The organism is Azoarcus taiwanensis, assembly GCF_012910885.1.
Taxonomy (GTDB): Bacteria; Pseudomonadota; Gammaproteobacteria; order Burkholderiales; family Rhodocyclaceae; genus Azoarcus_F; species Azoarcus_F taiwanensis.
The window spans coordinates 1-18,607 of record NZ_WTVM01000050.1 but is presented as its reverse complement, the minus strand read 5'-3'; the positions used below and the strand labels follow the sequence as shown (position 1 = coordinate 18,607).

The following is an 18,607-nucleotide window of genomic DNA, read 5'->3' as shown; positions in this document are numbered from 1 at the left end:
CGGGAGACGCCCCGTTCATTGAGCAGCATCGGTCTCCTTGCAATGGTCCTTTAACGAGGCCAGTCGTCGCTGCGCACATTCTCGAAGAAGTCGGGGCCGACCTCGATGCGCAGCGAAGTGTGGCGCTGCAGGATCTTCCGTGCCACTTCGGGTGAGGCGTAGTCCGTGAAATCGAGGATGTAGCTGTAGACCATCTCGCCGCTGTGGCCATCCTGCGGTTCGGCGTCCACATCAACGAGGTTGCCCACTTCGTGCGGGTCCAGGCCCAACAGATCGGCATAGGCCTGGGACATGCTGCGCACGGGCGGCCCGTCTTCGTGGTCGTCGCCACCCCAGTCCATATCGAGATCTGCGTTGGTCACTTGGCAGTCCACCGACCCAAAGCAGTGGCGGCCCAAACGCTGCACGCTCAGGGTGCCTTCCACATTGACGATGTGGCCCGCGTAGGGGCGCTCGGTGTCGATGCCAAGGCCGACGTGTCCGTCGAGGTCGATATCCAGCGCACCGCCGACCGGGACTTTCTCGAACTCGACCTCGAAATCGAAATAGACCTCATCGACGCCATCGTAGTTGGCGTTCGCCATTTCGCTGTTCACGTCGTCATCCTCGATGACCACCTGGTCAACGTGCTGGCGCAGGTAGTCCTCGAAGGCGGCATAAGAGGCATGGATGCGCGTGTGGGGCGCTCGTTCCCGGAAGGCCGTTTCGATCAGTTCCTGCAAGCGATTCGGGGGCGGGGCTGCCCCCAGTTCACTGGCGCGTTGATCGAGCAGGTCTTCGTCCAGCACGACGTGGTAAACGTCGGCCAGGCGCGCGGGTTCTTGCGTGGTGGCTTGCGCCGCCTGGTAGGCGGCAAACGTCTTGTAGCCCAATGCGGCGGCGATGAGTTGCTGCGCATGGCCAAGCGGCACAGGCACGGCAGCAGCGGCACTGTTCTTGCGAAGGGAATGGGCGAGGTCGGAAATGCCGAGGGACATACGATTCTCCTGTTTCAGCGGGGACCAATCGAGCGCTTACTTGGTCCACGCCCAGGCGACATCGCATGGTGGGTGGCACAAAGAGGGAGAAATCAGGGAAACCGGTCTTGATTGAGCCGCTCGAAGCTCAGGCGGACGAGGCCTTGGCGACATTATCCGCAGAATCAGCCCAAGCACAAACCCCATCCGGGGCCAGATCGTCGCAGGGGCGTCCCCGGCCAAGGGATGGCCGGTCGCGCTGTCGTGCTGCGCATCGAGCCCCACTGCGCGGGTCTCGCCCCCGGTGGGCTTCCATCGTTCCCTCGCTGCGCTCGGCTGACGCCTCCGGCCCCGCTTTGTGATCGGGGCCTGCGCGCTCCGCTTGCCCGGTCAAGTCTGTGAGGGCGGGGAGGGCGGTCTTGCTGTTCCCTTCACCGTATCACGGCGTTCTCGCCGTCAAGGGCTGCGCGCCTTTGGCGCTTGCGGCCGTAGCCGTCTTCGACCCTGTGACGGCTTGCGCTGCGCCGTGCTGGGGCCGGTTCCAGGCAATTCCGCCTGAGCAACCGGAGCACGATCATGTCGCAACTTTCTCTGTCTCTCGATTCTTCGCTGCTGGTGCGTGACGCACAGGGGCGTTACCTGTTGGCGTCGGCGGACCAGATTCTGGCGGCGGCACGTCAGGTCATCGATCTGAAGAACCCGCGCGGGACACTGTTCACATCGCCGGCGCTGGTCAAGGACTACCTGCGCACCAAGCTGGCCAACTTCGGGCACGAAGTCTTCGCGGCGCTGTTCCTCGACAGCCAGCATCGGCTGATCGAGTACGTGGAACTGTTCCGCGGCACCATCGACCAGGCATCGGTGTATCCGCGCGAGGTGGTGAAGGAGGCCCTGCGGCTCAACGCGGCAGCGGTGGTCTTTTCGCACAACCATCCGAGCGGGAGTCCCGAGCCGAGCCAGGCCGATAGGGTCCTGACCCAGCGCCTCAAGGAGGCCCTGGCGCTGGTGGACGTGCGCACGCTGGATCACATCGTCGTGGGTGGTGCAGTTACCACGTCATTCGCCGAATGTGGCCTGCTCTGACCACGGGGGCTTCGGCCCCCTTTTTGCTGCGCCCAGCGGCGCAACTCCGGCCCTCGCGGGTCTGCGCGTGCTGCGCACTTGCCGAAGGCAGGTCTGCGTGGGTGGTGGGGTGGGGCGGTCTTGCTGTTCCCTTCATCGTGCCACGGCGTTCTCGCCGTCAAGGGCTGCGCGTGCAAGCACGCTGGCGGCCTCCGGCCGTCTTCGACCCCTGACCGCTTGCGCTGCGCCGTGCCCCGGAGGTGACGGGCAATTCCGCCCGGCAATCTTCAGGAGTTCACCATGAACAACGCACTCATCACCGACGCGCAGCGCGCGATGCTGCTGGCCAACGGCCGCGACTCTTTGGACAACCCGGACTTCGATCCGGCGCCCGTGGTCAAGCTCTTCACGCCGGACGCTGGCGCGACCTGGCTGCTGACCGAGATTGATCCCGACGACCACGATCACGCCTTCGGCTTGTGCGACCTGGGCTTGGGGATGCCGGAAATCGGCTGGGTCAGCCTGGGCGAGTTGGCGACTGTGCGCGGTGGGCTGGGCTTGCCGATCGAGCGTGACCTGGCGTTCCGCGCCGAGAAGCGGTTGAGCGCCTATGCGCGCGATGCGCGCCTGGCTGGGCGGGTCGTCGTTTGACTCGGCCCTTGGAGCGCCGCAAGGCGCTCCTTGCACTTTCTCAACCATCACAGGAGATCAATGCCATGGGCAGCCTTCACGACTACATCATCGAAATCACGGCGCAGCACGATGCGCTCAAGCCGTTCGCACCGGAGAACGGCCAGCCCTTGCGCTTCAGGATCGGCGACGCGGTGATTTACACGAACGATGCCGGCTTGCAGTTCCGGCGCCGCGTTACCGGGTTCTACCGACCTGCCGAACCTTCGGGGCTGTACGCGCGCGGCGCGCGCTATCTGCTGAACTCGTCCTCGCCGTGGATGCCGATTTCGGAATCCAGCCTGCGCCCTGACGACTCGGCCTGAAGCCTTCGCGCCCCTGACGGGGCGCTGCGCGCTTCGCTTGCCTCCAGGGGAAAGCCCTGCGGCCTATCCCCGCCGCGCGGTACTTGGCGCCCCTCGAAGACCGCCGAACCGGCTGCGCCGGATCGGCCAGGAACCAATCGCAGTTCCAACAGCAGAGGCCGCTCCTTGATGCTTTGTGCATGAGGGCCGTCCTGGGCGTTGTGTTCATCGGGCATCGAAGTCATGGCGTCCCCGGCCAATGCGACACGGCCGGTCGCGCTGTCGTGCTGTGCATCGAGTCACCTGCGGCGTCTCGCCCCCGTCGGGCTTCCATCGTTCCCTCGCTCCGCTCGGCTGACGCCTCCGGCCCAGCTTCCAGCTTCGGGCCTGCGCGCTTCGCTTGCCGTGCAGTCGGCACATTAAGGCGGCCGTTGCCATGTCCAGCGGTCTTCCCTGACTTCATCACCTTGCTCGCGACTGTAGCCCGCGGCCGTGTGCCGTCAAGGCGCGCAGGGCCGTGTCCTCGGCTGCGCCTGCGGGCCGCACCAACCCTGCGCTTGTCTCCTTGACGGCCCCCGTCCGCGCGCTCCTGACCGTCGCGGGCGATGAACTCAGGAAAGACGGTGGCAACGAAGCCAGCCGGGTTCTTCGTGCCGACCGCACCGAACAGCCGAAAGGCTGGGCTCCGAATCTTGGAATCCGGTGTGCGGAGTGAAAAGCAAACCCCTTTTGTCAGGAGAAAGACCATGCAACTCGCATCCCGTTTCGCTTCCCGCTCCCCGTCGCTGCGCAGCGATTCCCCGCTGTCCGATGACCAAATCCGCCGCGTGGCTCCGTCCATCTTCGCGGACGCCCCGCATGAAAGCCGTTCCGAGCGGTACAGCTACATCCCCACCGCCGCCGTGCTGACCGAACTGCGCAAAGAAGGCTTCCAGCCCTTCATGGTGACGCAGACCCGCGTGCGCGATGAAGGCAAGCGCGAGCACACAAAACACATGATTCGGCTGCGCCACGCCAGCCAGATCAACGGGGCGGAAGCCAATGAAATCGTGTTGCTCAATTCCCATGACGGGACGAGCAGCTATCAGATGCTGGCCGGCATGTTCCGCTTCGTTTGCAGCAATGGCCTTGTCTGCGGCGACACCGTGCCCCCCAAAGGCGACGTGGCCGGGCACGTCATCGAAGGCGCTTATCAAGTGTTGGGCGGCTTCGAGCAGGTGAAGGAATCCCGCGACCTGATGCGCGGCATCACGCTGGACGATGGCGAGGCCGAAGTGTTCGCCCGCGCCGCGCTGGCCCTCAAGTACGACGACCCGGACAAGCCCGCACCCATCACCGAATCACAAATCCTGATGCCGCGCCGGTTCGATGACCGCCGCTCCGACCTGTGGAGCGTATTCAACCGCACGCAGGAGAACTTGACCAAGGGCGGGCTGCATGGCCGCGCCGCGAATGGCCGTAGGCAGAGCACGCGCCCGGTGCAGGGCATTGACCAAAACATCCGTCTGAACCGTGCCTTGTGGCTGCTGGCCGATGGCATGCGCGCCCTCAAAGCCTGAATCGTCTCTCCCGCCGGAGGGGCGGATTCCCCTCCATTCCTTGTTTCATTCGATTGGAGATACACCATGAACGCCACTACCCAAACTGAAGCCCGCGCCATCAACACCGCCGCCGCTATCCCGCTGGAAGCCGCCGACCCGAGCAAGAACCTGATTCTGGTTCCGCTGTCGCGGTTGGTGCTGCGCCCCACGGGCCGCAACGTGCGCAAGACCCCGCGCATGTCCATCCCCGAACTGGCCGCGTCCATTCAGCGCGTGGGCCTGCTGCAAAACCTGATCGCAATTGCCGCCGCCGATGGCGAGCATTACGAAGTCGTGGCCGGTGGCCGCAGGCTGGCCGCGTTGAAGCTGCTGGCCAAGAAGCACCGCATCCCGAAGGAATGGGAGGTGCCTTGCCTGTTGGTCGCCGATGGCACGGCTCGCACCGCCAGCCTCACCGAGAACGTGCAGCGCGAAGTCATGCACCCGGCAGACCAGTTCGAGGCGTTCGCCGCGCTGGCGGCCGAAGGCCGACCCATCGAGGACATTGCGGCGGATTTCAGCGTGACGCCGCTGGTGGTGCAGCGCCGCCTGAAGCTGGCGAACGTCTCACCGCGCCTGATGGTCGACTATCGCGCCGATGCCATCACGCTCGATCAGTTGATGGCACTTGCCATCACTGACGACCACGCCGCGCAAGAAAGCGCGTTCTACGATGTGCCGACGTGGCAGCGCCACCCGTCCAATTTGCGCGAACGTCTTACCGAGCGCGATATCGACGCCTACCGCCATCCGCTGGTGCGCTTTGTCGGGCTGGATACCTACGAGCAGGCGGGCGGCGGTGTTCGCCGCGACCTGTTCGCGGAAGGCGATGCGGGTGTGTATCTGACCGATGCTGCGCTGCTGGAACGGCTGGCGCAAGACAAGCTGGCTGGCATCGCCGCCGAGGTGAAAGCCGAAGGCTGGGCGTGGGTGGATGCCACACCCGGCGCAACTTATGCCGACCTGCACGCCTTCCAGCGTGCCCCGAGGGAACGCCGCGAACCAACCAAGCGTGAAGCGCAACGCATCGAGAAACTGCAAACCAAGATGCAGGCCATTGGCGAAGCCCTCGATGATGCGTTGGAAGCCGAGGCCAAGGCGCTGCGCACGTTGGAACGCCTGCGGCAGGGTTTCGGTAGCGAGGAAGCCGAGAGCGACGACGAAGGCGACACGACAAACGAGACGCACGGCCCCGCCATGTCCGACCGACTGGCGCAGCGCTTGAGCGCGCACCGCACGGCGGCGCTGCAAATCGAAGTGGCGCGGCATCCGCAAGTGGCGCTGGCCGCGCTGGTGCATGGCATGGTGCAGGCCGTCTTGCAGGCCAGTCACTATGGGAACGACCTGCAGCTGGGCGTGCGCCTCACGGTGCAAGACCGGCTGGAAGGCATGGCCCCGGACTGGCCTGAATCGTCCGCCGCTGTCGCCCTGCGCGAACTGCAACAGGCATGGGGAGGCAAGCTGCCCGAGGACAGCGCCGAGCTGTTCGCCGCGCTGCTGGCGATGGAACAAGGCGACCTGGTCAAGCTGCTGGCCGTGTGCGTGGCTTCGACGGTGGACGTGGTGACGCCTCGCGCCACGCCGCACCAGCCCGGCGCGGAACTGGCGCAGGCCGTGGGCCTCGACATGGCGGCATGGTGGCAGCCGACCGCCGAGGGGTATTTCCGGCATGTGCCGAAAGCAGCAATTCTCCAAGCCGTCGGCGAGTACGCGCCGGAGCACGTCACGCGGCTGGCGAAGCTCAAGAAGGCCGACATTGCCAGCGAAGCCGAGCGGCTGGCCGATGGCACTGGCTGGATGCCGGTGGTGTTCAAGACCGGGAATGAGACGGAGCCGCAGGAAGTGACAGACGAAACCGATGCGCCGGAGGAAACCGCCGAGGTGGAGGGCCAGGCGCTGGCCGCGTGAGGATGGAACATGGCCCCGGCGCGCTGCGCCGGGGGGGGGCCTCGAACCGGGCGCGGCAGGTCTGCCGCGCCCGGTTCAATCTCCACAATAGAAATCGCCCCGTCGCCACCTGATCGAAGGCGGCGACGGGGCGGCGCGCAAGTTCCTTGCGCGGTGCCTATGACGACAATTGGTAGGGGCTTGCTTCTTCATGTAATATCATTAGTTACATGAGACAAGACAGCAAACTTTCCTCAGTGCTTCACGTGCTGCTGCATATGGCCGAGCACGACGGGCCGGTAACGTCTGAAATGCTGGCCAAGGCCATGTTGACCAATCCGGTGGTGGTTCGCCGCGTCATGGCTGGCCTGCGTGATCGTGGTTATGTGCGTTCCGAAAAAGGACATGGCGGCGGCTGGTCACTGGCTTGCGATCTTTCAAAGCTCACGCTGCGCGATGTATACGAGGCACTGGGCGAGCCTTCGCTGCTCGCCATCGGCAACCGAACGGAATCACCCGGCTGCCTTGTCGAGCAGGCAGTGAACGCTGCGCTCGGCCGTGCTTTCGACGAGGCCGAAACGTTGCTGCTATCGCGCTTCGGCGCGGTGACGCTCGCTCAGCTGAGCGCCGATTTTCACCACCGGCTGGCCCGGCGCAAACGACCCTACGATCTGGAGGCCGTTCATGGCGCATGACGAAACGATGCAAGCACTGCTCGCATCCTTCAACAATCCCGAACATGCAAGGCGCTATGGTGACGGCCCGCGCAGGTTTATCCCCGGCTTTGCCGATTTGCATCGAATGACGGCAATCCTTCTTGCCGAGCGTGCATCGGATGATGCGCGCATCCTGGTGCTTGGCGCTGGTGGCGGCCTCGAATTGCGTGCCTGGGCCGACGCGCATCTGGGCTGGACGTTCGTGGGCGTCGATCCCGCAGCCGCCATGCTGGACGAGGCGCGTCGGGTGCTCGGCGCAGATGCCGAGCGCGTCATTTTCTGCGAAGGATACATCGACGATGCGCCCGAAGGGCCGTTCGACGCCGCCGCCTGCCTTTTGACGCTGCATTTTCTCGATCCGGCTGAACGCACCCGCACCCTGCGCGAACTCCGGCGGAGGCTCAAGCCCGGAGCGCCGTTCGTGGCGGCGCACTACAGTTTTCCGCAGGGGGATGGTGGACGCACTCTCTGGCTATCACGCTATGGCGCTTTCGCCCTCGCATCGGGCGCTGACCCCGAACAGGTAGGAAAGATGTGCGCGGGGGTGGACGCCAATTTGCCGATACTCGATCCCGAGCAGGATGAGGCGATCCTGCGCGAAGCGGGCTTCACGGATGTTGCCTTGTTCTACGCGGCTTTCACTTGGCGCGGTTGGGTCGGCTACGCCTGATTGCGACTTATATTTGCTCGGGCGTGTCGGCGCATAGCGCCGCCGGGCTTTCGGGCTGCGCCCCGTGCTTCGTGCCGAATCACGGCCATTCGGCTTCAATCCCTCACGCCTTCGCGCCTGCGGCGCTGCGCGCTTCGCTTGCCTCCAGGGGAAAGCCCTGCGGGCATTCCCCGCCGCGCGATGCTTGGCACCCCTCGATGCCGCCGAACCGGCTGCGCCAGATCGGCCCTACCAGCGCCCCGCCGCAATGGACGGGGCGCTGGCGAACACGCTGGCGCTCGCTGCGGCAGGTTGTGCAGGTGCGTGTCGTCCTCAACGCTGGCGGTTCCTGCCCATCACGTCACGAAGGACGGTTCACGGAAAACCCACCCGGCATCGCTATGGAGCCTCCACGCCACGCCTCAAGACCGGCGCCGCAAGATGCGGCGGGGGCGTTCTCGCGTGTCGTCGTGTGGTTGACCTGGCCCGTGTCAGCGGGCGAGCCGGAGAAGCTGTCATGCTGAAATGCCGAGTCGGCCCCATCTCCTTTCGGAGTGGTTCGGCCCAAGGCGTCCTTGTCTCGTTGTGAATCCTGGCGGTGGCGCGGCTACGCCTCGGGCTTCATGGCTGCAACCGTCCGGCGAAAACAATTTCCCCTGCTTTGTCACTGCGTTCGGCGCATTCCTCGCGGGGCAAATTCTTTGCGCCTCCCGGCTCTCCACTGCGTTGCGACCGCATGCGGTGCAGCCAGCCCGTCCCCCGCCGACCGGATCACAACAAGGACGCGATGGGCGCGAACCTTGTTCAACCGAAAGGAAAATCATCATGGCCAACATCGGCACCTTCACCGCAGACAAAGACGGCTTCACCGGCACGCTTCGCACCCTAACGCTCAACGTCAAGGTCAAGCTGGTGCCCAACGACAAAGGGGACAACGAGAAAGCCCCGGACTTCCGCGTCCAGGCGGCCAGTCACGACATCGGCGCGGCGTGGAAGAAGACCAGCGAGGCCGGGCGGGAGTATCTGTCCGTGACCCTCGACGATCCTTCGTTCCCGGCAACGGTCTATGCCCGCCTGATCGAAGGCGAGGACGGCACGCACGACCTGATCTGGTCGCGCAGCAAGCCGCAGGCGGCCTGACGGCCGCGTCAGCGCCCCACCCATTGCGGCGGGGCGCCAAGGCCTGCATGGGTAGCCACGGAAATGCTCAGCCCATGACTCTGATGGGAGGCCGATCTTCAGTCGGCATCTCCCATAGCTGCTTTCGAGTCATGCGGATGCCTGGGCGGTTGATTTCGCTGTCGTTGGCCATTTGAAGCATCCGGGCAATGCTTGGGCGGAGGTTGTCCAGGGTGCAGGGCGTCTTTTCCAGGTAGTCGTGAAAGCTGACGGCGTTCGCTACATCCTTTTCCCAGTTCCTGACCTGATGGACGCCCGCATAGAAGCCACTGGGCGGGGGAACGAGGCCGACGAGCAGATGCTCCAGCCAGTCGTTGATCTCCGGATACTTGTTTGACACGGCAGCCGGAACGATCAGTTGCTCCGGCAAGCCATGGAAGAAGAAGTCGGTCTTCTTTGCCCATGCGCGCGTCAGGAATTCGCTAGGCGATATCAACGTCTTGCTGGTTCTCAGTTCCGCGTAGAACGCGGCGGAGGTGTGGTCGGCCACGATGTAGTGGACGACATGTTCTTTGTCCGCTTCCTCCACCGTGTCGAGCTGCACTTCCATGGCCTTGTCTTGCCACTTCAACCGCCTGTCCTTCAGCACATAGAGGTGCTTGGACGGCGTGACGAACAACTGATGGATGTAGTTCGGATACGGGGAGCTGTAGCGGTTGATCATGCCGAGAACCGAAGGTGGATTGATCGGGGAGACAATGTGCTCATACGGTATCCGACGCGTCTTTCAGCTCGGTGATTTCACGGCGCACACGCTCCACAAGCAGATCGACGCCCTTGGCATCGCCTCCGTATGCCAGAGCTACCAAGGTCACCGGATGGATTTCCATCACCTCGCACAGCTCGGCCAGCTTGTTGAGCGTCGGGCTTTTCAGGTCACGCTCCAGCGAACTCAGGTAGGTCCGGCTGGACACGTCAGAGAACGCTTCCTGGCTCAGGCCGCGCGCTTTCCTGACCGTCTTCAATGCCTTCGCCAATGAGTTTTTCGCTGCCATCCCGTGGTTTCCCCAAAAACCAAGATGACAGTCGATTGCGCTCTATAGGGCTACAATCTATAGTGTTCATTTGACGGTGAGCCATACCGCCTTGTGCATCTACAGAAATCCGCATCTGAGGGTTTCGCCAAAACCAGGAAGCCGTATCCGTGCCTTCACTGACCCACGCAGTTCCGCTTTGCCGCTTCCGTGCACGTGGGGATTCGATGGCTTGCGCTTCCGTGTTTGCGCACGTAAGCGCGCATCCGGCTCAGTGGTTCCACGCTTTCGCAGAAAGGCGGTTTCGTGCATCCTCGGTTCTGTGGGGTTCCTGACCATGACCCAACCACTCACCACCTCCGATGAGCGCACGCAGCTGCTCGCCAACGGCGCAGCGCGTGCCGCTGGTCAGAGCATTGACCCGCTACCCGTGGTGCGGCTGTTCACGCCGGATGCGCACGCCACCTGGTTGTTGGCTGCGCTCGACCCGGCCGATGGCGATACGGGCTGGGGCCTCATCGACCTCGGCATCGGTACGCCGGAGTTGGGAACGGTCAAGCTGTCCGACCTGGCAGGCATCGTCGGGCCGCGTCAGCAGCCCATCCAACGCGATCTGTATTTCCGCGCGTCGCGGCCGCTGTCGGAGTACGTCCGGCTGGCGCAGACCGACGGATCAATTCCCGACTGATCGAGCGGCGTGGCCCCGTTGCGGCGGGCCATCCAGACACAGACCGTTGCGGCGCATTGTGCCTATTTCGGTCTGGCTTATGACATTGGCAATCTGAATCGCCGCTCTTGCGCCAACGCGGTGCATCCTGACCCAAATGGACATGATGCCTGGTGCGGCTTGCGGCAGGGTGTCCGTTGCTGCGCCCCAATTCCGGGCGGCGCAACCGTCGCATTCGGACGATTCACGTAAGACTTCGGAGCCAATCCGTCTTGACACCGCTCGTTACAGCTTGAGTGTATCCCTTTGCTGGTGGCGCGTTGAGGTTTTGATGGCGTAGCTCCAGCGTGCCGACGTGGCGACGATCCCTGATAACAGGAGGTTGCCTCATGGCTGATCGGAGCGCCGAACCCTGGTATCCCACTGCCGCGTATCTCTACGTGCTGCACCTGGATGACTTGGCACTGGCCTGGGAGTATTTGCGCCGCCATCCCGACTACCGCCGCGACTGGCTGCGCCGTCGCCGCAAACCGGACGCTGCCCACAGTTGGGGGCTTCGCATGCTGGAAGACCCGGCCATGGATGCGCGCGACGCGCATCCCGCCTGGCTTCCCGGCCATCCCTGCGCGGCGCAGCTCCACCCGGACATCGACCCGCCGCCGGATGCCGTCGGCTTCGAGTTGTGGCGCATCCCCGGTCAAAAACACCTGATCCACGATGGCCGACGCCTGATGCTCGCCGCGCGCTGGCCTGGCTGCTGCCTGCGCCTGACGTTGGCGCCAGGCTTGGAGGATGGCATGGCCTACGTCTTCGCCATCCGCACGTGCGACATGCCTTGCGCGCACCATTGCATGCTCCGGGCCGAACTGGGCAAGCTGGCTGGTGCGGCTGAAGAGACGCCCGCTGCAGCGGCTCGGCCACGGCCTTCGCCGACTGCGCTGCAGGAGTTGCACACCTTGCAGGCACTCGACGCCAGTTTGGCAGGTGCGTCCTTGCGTGAAACCGCCGAGGGGTTGTTTGGTGCCGACGCCGTGGTCAATGGCTGGTATGCCGATGGTGGCCTGCGGTCGCGCGTGCGCCGCCTGGTACGACGCGGCCTGACGTTGATGCACGGTGGATACCGGCGCCTGGCCCAACTCAAATAACTTGGGGAGGGTCGTTTTGCATTCCCTGCAAAACGACCCTCAACGGGACGCATCCCTTTCCTGAGACTGCCTCCATCTGGCCGCGCTGCTGCGGCTGGGCTGTCCTGACCGATGGAGACTTACCCGATGCGACCCGCTCCTTTGCGGCCTGCTGCCGCGCCCGCTACACCGCTGCAGTCCGCTGCTGCACAACCCCAACGCTATCTGACCAACGACGAGGCCGCCGAATACCTGCGCCTGTCGCCGCGCACGCTGGAAAAGCAGCGCGTGATCGGCGGTGGCCCGCGTTTTCGCAAGTTCGGCCGTCGCGTCATGTACGCGGTGGCCGACCTCGACGCCTGGGCCGACCAGCGCAGCTTCGAGGCCACGTCCGATCCCGAATACGCCGAGCACCACTCGGCCGACAGCCGTGCGCGCTGATCGGCGCTTCGCCGGTGGCCATCACCATGCCCAGCCCATCGCTGCCATCCCGACCATCGGGGCAGCGGCCAGCGCAGGAGCGGGAACAGCTCGACTTGTTCCGCGCGCTGCCGGGCGACATGGCGCCGCGCGACAGCCAGGACTTGATGGCCTTTCCGTTCTTCTCGCTGGCCAAGTCGAAGCGCGTCCAGCCGATCGACTTCCGCGCCGGCGGCGTGACGATCCGCGTGGAGGGAACGCAGGAGCACGGCATCGCCACGATCTGGGATGCCGACATCCTGATCTGGGCTGCGAGTCAGATCGTGGAAGCGCGCGACGCGGGCATCCGCCCGTCGCGCCTCATGCGCGCCACACCCTACGAGATCCTCCGCTTCATCGGGCGCGGTACGTCGCTGCGCGACTACCAGCGCCTCAAGGCAGCCTTGGACCGGCTGCAATCGACCACAGTGGCCACCTCCATCCGCGAGACGACCGGACGGCGCCTGCATCGCTTCTCATGGATCAACGAATGGAAGGAACTGGCCGATGCCCGTGGCACGCCGCTGGGCATCGAGCTGATCCTGCCGGACTGGTTCTACGCGGGCGTGCTGGACGCGGCGCTGGTGCTGACCATCGACCCGGCCTATTTCAAGCTGACGGGTGGTATCGAGCGTTGGCTGTACCGCCTGGTGCGCAAGCACGGCGGCAAGCAGCCGGGCGGCTGGCAGTTCGACTTCAAACACCTGCACCGCAAATCGGGCAGCACTGCGAAGCCTTACGACTTCGCCTGCGACCTGCGCGCGCTGGTGGCGCGGCAGTCGATGCCGGGCTACGTCCTGGGCATCGAGCGGATGCCGGACGACGATGCCGAACTGCTGACCTTCCGGCCCGTGCTGCGGACGGCACGGGGATAACTCGGGAAGAAGCTGTGAATGGCCTCGTGCTATCAGGCGTGCCGGGTGTCGTGCTATCGGGCGTGGCCCTATCGTGCTATCAGGCGTGCGAACTCGCCGCAAAGCCAGTAACGAAGCGGGTTCCAGGCCCCTCTAACTTTCCTAACTTAACTTCTCTAACTTTTAGTAGAAGCGCGCCGTTTCGGTGGACAACCGAGAAACAGCACAACGCGCAGCGCTTCGCACGACCGAGAAAAGCCGGTTTTCCAGCGAGGAGGTCCGCGCCATGATCATCGCCTTGCTCAATCAGAAAGGCGGTGTGGGCAAGACCACGCTCGCCACGCACATCGCTGGCGAGCTGGCAATGCGCGGCCAGCAAGTTGTTTTGCTCGATGCCGATCCGCAAGGCTCGGCGCTGGACTGGACGCAGCGGCGCGCCCAACAGGGCTTGCCGCGCTTGTTCAGTGCAGTGGGTCTCGCACGCGAGACGCTGCACCAGGAAGCACCCGAGCTGGCACGCCGGGCCGATCATGTCGTCATCGACGGCCCGCCGCGCATCGCCGCCTTGGCGCGCTCCGCGCTGCTGGCGGCGGAGCGCGTGCTGATCCCGGTGCAGCCCAGTCCCTATGACTTGTGGGCGTCTTCCGAGATGGTGGCGCTGATCCGCGAAGCGCAGGTGTTCCGGCCAGCGCTACGCGCAGCCTTTGCCATCAATCGGCGTGTCAGCACGACCATCATTGGCCGCGAAGCGCGTCAGGCGTTGGCCGACCAGCCGCTGCCCGCGCTGCGTTCGGAAGTGCATCAGCGCATCGTCTTCGCCGACAGCGTGGCTGCTGGTCGGCTCGCCCGCGAGACAGCACCTGACAGCGCCGCCGCGCGCGAGATCGCCGCGCTGGTCGATGAACTGCTGCGGTGGCCGACATGACCACGGAACGATCTACGCGCGGCAAGCGCGTCGGCATCGGAGTACGGCCACCAGCAAACCCGCACGCAGAGGCGTGGGTTCGCCAAGGCGAAGCCGACGCCTTGCAGAAAGGCGATCTCTACACCGCACGCCTGACCCTCGACATCACGCCTGCGATGCGTGCGCGCATCAAGGTTTCTGCTTTCACGCAAGGCGTGACCGTGGCCGAACTTCTGCGCGGCTTGCTGGAGCGCGAATTTTCGGAGAACACGCCATGAACGCTCACGCTTTGGCGGCAATGCCCGCCACGTCACCTGCGGTCACTCCGCCTCTCGCTGTTCTCGCTGGAAGGGCCGGCGCCGCACCGCTGACCCGCGTATCGCTCGCCCACGTCGAGCAGCGCATCGACCTCTACCTGCGGTTCGGCGATCCGATACGCACCATCCGGATCGACCGCTGGCGTCGCGTCGCGATGTTCTCGCCCGGCGCGATGTTCTGCCGCATCCGCTGGCATGCAAACGACTACGGCACGATCCGCTGGCAGCTCATGGTGATGCAGGCTTGCACGCCGCTGGACGCGGCGCAGCGCATCCCCGGTGTGCTGCCAGGCGCGCGCTTGCTGCTGCACGCCGAGGGCGAACCGACCGTGCGCGCTGTGCTGGCTCAGATCGACGCCATCGAAGCGCTGGGTATCGCCACCATCGACGTTTCGCCTGTGTACTGGCGCACGCTCGGCAACCGGCTCGCTGCGCGCCTGCCACTGCCAGCGTACACCGCTGAAAGGCACGCCGCCTGGCTAGCTGGGAGGGCACTTCCATGACGACCGTTTCCACGTCCGCCAACGCCACGGAAACGGCGCCGCGTCCTCGTTCGCGCGTGCGCGCTCGCATCGTGCTGGCGGGGCTGTCCGGCTGCGGCTTCGCTGCGCTGGCCTGGGTGTCCTTCCTTCCTGACCACATGCGGCCGTTGCCGCGCCTGGTCTACAACCCGTCCGACAGCGTGGCGGTCGGCTGGTATCGCATCGAACCGATCGACCACCGGACTGACTTGCTGCCACGTCCGTTGTCCGTGGGCAGCATCGTGCTCGTATCACTGCCGACCGACGCCGCAGCACTGGCCGCGCAACGCGGCTATCTGCCGGCGCGTATTCCATTGCTCAAGCGGGTGGGCGCGGTGACGCCGCAGGAAGTGTGCATCGTCGGCCACAGCGTGCGCATCGACGGCGTGCCGGTGGCAGCCGTCTTTCCCGCCGACCGCTTCGGTCGCCCGCTGCCATCCTGGCAGCAGTGCCGCCGTCTCGAACCAGGCGAGCTGTTCCTTTTGAGCGTGACCAACCCGGCGTCGTTCGACAGCCGCTACTTCGGCCCGGTGCGCACATCCGCCGTGCTCGGCGTCGCGCATCCGGTCTGGCTGGAGACGCGCTGATGATGGCCACCGATTCGCTGCGCTTCATCGTGCCATCCGGCGTGTCGCCCTGCTGGCAGTTGCCGTGTCATCGCGCGTGCAGTGCGGACGCATCCGCGCCGCACTTGGCGCAGCCTACGGCGCTGTCATCCCACGTACAGGCGTCTTGCCTCGAACGCGCCCGACCGATGGCCGTGGCCGAGTTCGCCGGCGGGCTGGCTGCGGGCAGCACACCGCCGCCGGGCCGCCGACGCCCGGAGCGGAAGCGAAGGGCAAAGGCGGAAGGCAAGATAAAAGGTCGCAGCACTCAGCCGCTTCAAAGCCTTGTCTGCACGTGGGGTTGGCGCGGCACGCGCCAAGGGGCAGCAGCGTGCCGCGAGAGTGCGCAACGCTGCATCCGCATTGGCGGAAGCGCGTGCTTCACCCGCCTGGCTGCGCTGGCCTTGGATGGAGGCACCCCATGAGCAAGCACGACGACGATCATTTCCGGGTGCGTCCTGGCACTCCGAAACAGCGGGGCGAAGCCTTCATCAACAAGGTGCTGCGCCAGACCAACAAGGCCGGTGCCAAGCTCGGCAAGGTGGTCGGCAAAGTTGGCTATCGACCTGGTTCTCGGCTGGGGCGAGGCCACGTTGCGGCCCGCTTCGCCGGGGCCTCACTCACGCCCAACGCCAGGCGCGTCACGATCAAGGCGCGGCTGGTCAATCTATCCAAGGCCGGGCCGCGTTCGACCGCCGCGCACCTGCGCTACATCGAGCGCGAAGGGGTTGACCGCCAGGGAGGTCCGGGCTATGCCTACGGCCCGACAACCGACGCGGCGGACACTGCCGCTTTCGAGGAGCGCGGGCGCGAGGATCGGCACCAGTTCCGCTTCATCGTCTCGCCGGAGGATGCCGAACAGCTCGACGATCTGCGCACCTACGCCCGGCACCTGATGGCGCGCATGGAGGCCGACCTGGGCACACGACTGGACTGGGTGGCGGTGGATCACTGGAACACCGACAACCCGCACACGCACTTCGTCCTACGAGGGAAGGACGACACCGGCAAAGACCTCATCATCTCCCGCGACTACATCGCCGAGGGGATGCGCCACCGGGCCGCAGAACTGGCGACCGAATGGCTGGGGCCGCGTACCGAGCTGGAGATCCAACGCACCATGGAGCGCGAGCTCGACCAGGAGCGGTGGACGAGTTTGGATCGCACCTTGCAGCGCGTGGCAGTGGACGGTCTTGTACGTCCGGAGACGCTGGCGGCACCCCGGCTGCAACGCCAGCGGAAGTTGCTGATCGGCCGCCTACAACGCTTGCAGCGCATGGGCTTGGCAACCGAGCAGCAACCCGGCACATGGGCCATCCACGCAGACGCCGAACCTACGCTGCGAGCCATGGGTGAGCGTGGCGACATTATCCGCACCATGCAGCGCGCCATGAGCGGGAAGCAGCGCGAGCTGGCCGTGTTTCAGCTAGGCGGGGATGGCCGCAACATCGTAGGCCGCGTAGCTGCCAAGGGACTGGCCGACGAGCTGTACGACAAGGGCTATCTGATCGTCGATGGCATCGACGGCAAGGCGCACTACGTCATGCTGCCACCGCGCTCGGAGCTGGAACAGTACCCGACCGGCGCCGTGGTGGAGGTGAAACGTTCGACCAACGTGCGCGTAGCCGATCGGAACATCGCTGCGCTGGCAGTCGATGGCGTGTACCGCACCGATCACCATTTGGCCGTTGCGCAACGTGAGGCTCCACCGAACAGCGATCCGCGTGAGGTGGTGGCGGCACATGTGCGTCGGCTCGAAGCCCTGCGCCGTGCCGGCATCGTGGAGCGTGAGGCTGAAGGCGTCTGGCGCGTGCCCGGCGACCTTGCTGAGCAAGGCCGTCAGTACGACGCGCAGCGCCTGGGCGGCGGCGTGGCCGTGGAACTGAAATCGCACCTGACGATTGATCGGCAGGCCCGCGTAATCGGTGCGACTTGGTTGGATCAGCAGTTGATCGGCGGTGGCAAGGGACTGGGGGACTTGGGCTTTGGCAGCGAGGTCAAGGACGCGCTACGTCAGCGCGCCGACTTTCTGGCCGAACAAGGACTGGCTGAGCATCGCGGGCAGCGCGTCGTCCTTGCACACAACCTGCTGGCTACGCTGCGCGGGCGCGAACTGGAGCAAGCCGCAAAGAACATTGCCGCTGAAAGCGGGTTGAAGCATCGTCCAGTGATCAACGGCCAGCGGGTAGCTGGCACGTATCGGCGCAGCGTCATGCTTGCCAGCGGGCGCTACGCGATGCTCGATGACGGCAGGGGATTCAGTTTGGTGCCGTGGAAGCCAGTGGTCGAGCAAAGCCTGGGGCAGCAGGTGTCGGCCATAGTAAGCGGACAGTCGGTCGCGTGGCAGTTCAGGCACCAGCGTGGAATAAGCAGGTGATGCCATGGGTGTCAGAGGATCGGGATCGGCTTCCGGTAAGTGTTCGGTAAGACCCGGACGGGGATGATGAGGCCGCTCTTAAGCAACTACCCGCACACCACCACATCATGAATCTTGGCCCCAAACTCCTCGTTTCTGGCGCATCCGGCCAACTTGGTCGCCGCGTCCTCCATCATCTTCTGAATACGCTGCAAGTTCCGCCGGATCGCTTGATCGCTACGACTCGTAGGCCCGAAGCGGTCTCCGATTTTGCATCGCTTGGAGTTGATGTGCGGACTGCTGACTTCGCTGACGATGTTGATACCCTTGCCACAGCGTTCCGCGACGCATCGCGCATCTTGGTCATCAGCTCTGAAGCCGGCCCACATGGGGTACGGTTGGCGCAGCACCGCAGGGCGATCATGGGCGCCGTCCAAGCTGGAGCTTCCCACGTCGTCTATACGTCAATGCCCGATCCCACCGGGTCGCTCGTGAGCTTCGCCCCAGACCACGCTGAGTCGGAAGCTGCGCTCGCCGCCAGTGCGCTTCCTGGGTGGACCGTGCTTCGAAACCACTGGTACTTCGAGAATTGGTTCCATTCGATCCCGCAGGCGCTGCAGTCAGGGGTTTGGTACACCGCTGCGGGTGAAGGCGAGCTCGCGAACATCGCCCGCGATGACGTTGCGCGTGCGGCAGTGTCAAGGGCAAGCGAATTTTCCCCAGTGTGGTAATTCAAATTTCCCCACCCGGTTGGGTTTGCTCGTCAAATGAGCGGACGAGTCCGGATTTGAGCTTCTCCTTGAGGCGATAGGAGTTGCCGCGG

At 64.9% G+C, this 18,607-nt stretch carries 21 protein-coding genes; 18 read left to right on the top strand and 3 right to left on the bottom strand.

The features are described from left to right. Positions 1-50 precede the first annotated feature (50 nt). Positions 51-977: a hypothetical protein gene (locus GPA21_RS09970; RefSeq protein ID WP_168988052.1), complete on the bottom strand. Its 927-nt coding sequence runs from the start codon at positions 975-977 to the stop codon at positions 51-53. Positions 978-1,532: 555 nt separating this feature from the next. Between GPA21_RS09970 and radC the strand changes: the two genes are divergently transcribed. The 8 genes from radC (at position 1,533) to GPA21_RS09930 (ending at position 8,964) form a co-directional block, all read left to right on the top strand. Next, on the top strand, positions 1,533-2,039 hold the full coding sequence (gene radC, locus GPA21_RS09965; RefSeq protein ID WP_168988051.1) for a RadC family protein: 507 nt from the start codon (positions 1,533-1,535) through the stop codon (positions 2,037-2,039). Between the two features lie 279 nt (positions 2,040-2,318). Further along, on the top strand, positions 2,319-2,669 hold the full coding sequence (locus GPA21_RS09960) for a DUF2958 domain-containing protein (RefSeq protein ID WP_004355963.1): 351 nt from the start codon (positions 2,319-2,321) through the stop codon (positions 2,667-2,669). A gap of 8 nt (positions 2,670-2,677) precedes the next feature. Beyond that, on the top strand, positions 2,678-3,013 hold the full coding sequence (locus GPA21_RS09955) for a hypothetical protein (protein WP_425483697.1): 336 nt from the start codon (positions 2,678-2,680) through the stop codon (positions 3,011-3,013). A gap of 725 nt (positions 3,014-3,738) precedes the next feature. Continuing rightward, positions 3,739-4,551, top strand: coding sequence for a DUF932 domain-containing protein (locus GPA21_RS09950; RefSeq protein ID WP_168988050.1), 813 nt, complete (start codon positions 3,739-3,741; stop codon positions 4,549-4,551). A gap of 66 nt (positions 4,552-4,617) precedes the next feature. Continuing rightward, positions 4,618-6,480, top strand: a complete 1,863-nt coding sequence (locus tag GPA21_RS09945) for a ParB/RepB/Spo0J family partition protein (protein ID WP_168988049.1) — start codon at positions 4,618-4,620, stop codon at positions 6,478-6,480. Between the two features lie 209 nt (positions 6,481-6,689). Then, complete coding sequence (locus GPA21_RS09940; protein WP_168988048.1) at positions 6,690-7,154, top strand: Rrf2 family transcriptional regulator; 465 nt, start codon at positions 6,690-6,692, stop codon at positions 7,152-7,154. A gap of 7 nt (positions 7,155-7,161) precedes the next feature. Beyond that, positions 7,162-7,845 carry a class I SAM-dependent methyltransferase gene (locus GPA21_RS09935; RefSeq protein WP_211163527.1) on the top strand — a complete coding sequence of 228 codons (684 nt, stop codon included), beginning with the start codon at positions 7,162-7,164 and terminating at the stop codon, positions 7,843-7,845. A gap of 804 nt (positions 7,846-8,649) precedes the next feature. Further along, a complete protein-coding gene (locus GPA21_RS09930; protein WP_070330334.1) occupies positions 8,650-8,964 on the top strand; it encodes a DUF736 domain-containing protein in 315 nt (104 codons plus the stop codon). A 67-nt stretch (positions 8,965-9,031) separates the two neighbouring features. Here the strand turns inward: GPA21_RS09930 and GPA21_RS09925 are convergent, their stop codons facing one another. Further along, positions 9,032-9,667, bottom strand: a complete 636-nt coding sequence (locus tag GPA21_RS09925) for a hypothetical protein (protein WP_168988046.1) — start codon at positions 9,665-9,667, stop codon at positions 9,032-9,034. Positions 9,668-9,707: 40 nt separating this feature from the next. Beyond that, positions 9,708-9,998 carry a helix-turn-helix domain-containing protein gene (locus tag GPA21_RS09920; RefSeq protein WP_168988045.1) on the bottom strand — a complete coding sequence of 97 codons (291 nt, stop codon included), beginning with the start codon at positions 9,996-9,998 and terminating at the stop codon, positions 9,708-9,710. Between the two features lie 316 nt (positions 9,999-10,314). Here GPA21_RS09920 and GPA21_RS09915 point away from each other — a divergent pair, with 316 nt between their 5' ends. The 10 genes from GPA21_RS09915 to GPA21_RS09865 all read left to right on the top strand — a co-directional run bounded on the left by GPA21_RS09915 (position 10,315) and on the right by GPA21_RS09865 (position 18,515). Then, positions 10,315-10,665 (top strand): DUF2958 domain-containing protein, encoded by a 351-nt coding sequence (locus GPA21_RS09915; RefSeq protein WP_168988044.1) that lies wholly within the window; start codon positions 10,315-10,317, stop codon positions 10,663-10,665. A gap of 368 nt (positions 10,666-11,033) precedes the next feature. Continuing rightward, the gene (locus GPA21_RS09910) at positions 11,034-11,789 is read left to right on the top strand and encodes a DUF7011 domain-containing protein (RefSeq protein WP_168988043.1); all 756 of its coding nucleotides are present in this window, start codon (positions 11,034-11,036) and stop codon (positions 11,787-11,789) included. Between the two features lie 126 nt (positions 11,790-11,915). After that, positions 11,916-12,209: a helix-turn-helix transcriptional regulator gene (locus GPA21_RS09905; protein ID WP_168988042.1), complete on the top strand. Its 294-nt coding sequence runs from the start codon at positions 11,916-11,918 to the stop codon at positions 12,207-12,209. Positions 12,210-12,304: 95 nt separating this feature from the next. Then, positions 12,305-13,102 (top strand): replication initiator protein A, encoded by a 798-nt coding sequence (locus GPA21_RS09900; protein ID WP_425483696.1) that lies wholly within the window; start codon positions 12,305-12,307, stop codon positions 13,100-13,102. A gap of 265 nt (positions 13,103-13,367) precedes the next feature. Beyond that, positions 13,368-14,006 carry a ParA family partition ATPase gene (gene parA, locus GPA21_RS09890; protein ID WP_168988040.1) on the top strand — a complete coding sequence of 213 codons (639 nt, stop codon included), beginning with the start codon at positions 13,368-13,370 and terminating at the stop codon, positions 14,004-14,006. Then, positions 14,003-14,263, top strand: a complete 261-nt coding sequence (locus GPA21_RS09885) for a chromosome partitioning protein ParB (RefSeq protein WP_168988039.1) — start codon at positions 14,003-14,005, stop codon at positions 14,261-14,263. Before parA ends, GPA21_RS09885 begins: the two co-directional genes overlap by 4 nt. Then, positions 14,260-14,805: a DUF2840 domain-containing protein gene (locus GPA21_RS09880; protein WP_168988038.1), complete on the top strand. Its 546-nt coding sequence runs from the start codon at positions 14,260-14,262 to the stop codon at positions 14,803-14,805. Before GPA21_RS09885 ends, GPA21_RS09880 begins: the two co-directional genes overlap by 4 nt. Beyond that, positions 14,802-15,410, top strand: a complete 609-nt coding sequence (locus GPA21_RS09875) for a S26 family signal peptidase (RefSeq protein ID WP_168988037.1) — start codon at positions 14,802-14,804, stop codon at positions 15,408-15,410. The genes GPA21_RS09880 and GPA21_RS09875 overlap by 4 nt, the downstream gene beginning before the upstream one ends. 439 nt (positions 15,411-15,849) lie before the next feature. Further along, the gene (locus GPA21_RS09870; RefSeq protein ID WP_168988036.1) at positions 15,850-17,805 is read left to right on the top strand and encodes a relaxase/mobilization nuclease domain-containing protein; all 1,956 of its coding nucleotides are present in this window, start codon (positions 15,850-15,852) and stop codon (positions 17,803-17,805) included. 107 nt (positions 17,806-17,912) lie between these two features. Beyond that, on the top strand, positions 17,913-18,515 hold the full coding sequence (locus tag GPA21_RS09865) for an NAD(P)H-binding protein (protein WP_168988035.1): 603 nt from the start codon (positions 17,913-17,915) through the stop codon (positions 18,513-18,515). Positions 18,516-18,607: the final 92 nt, after the last annotated feature.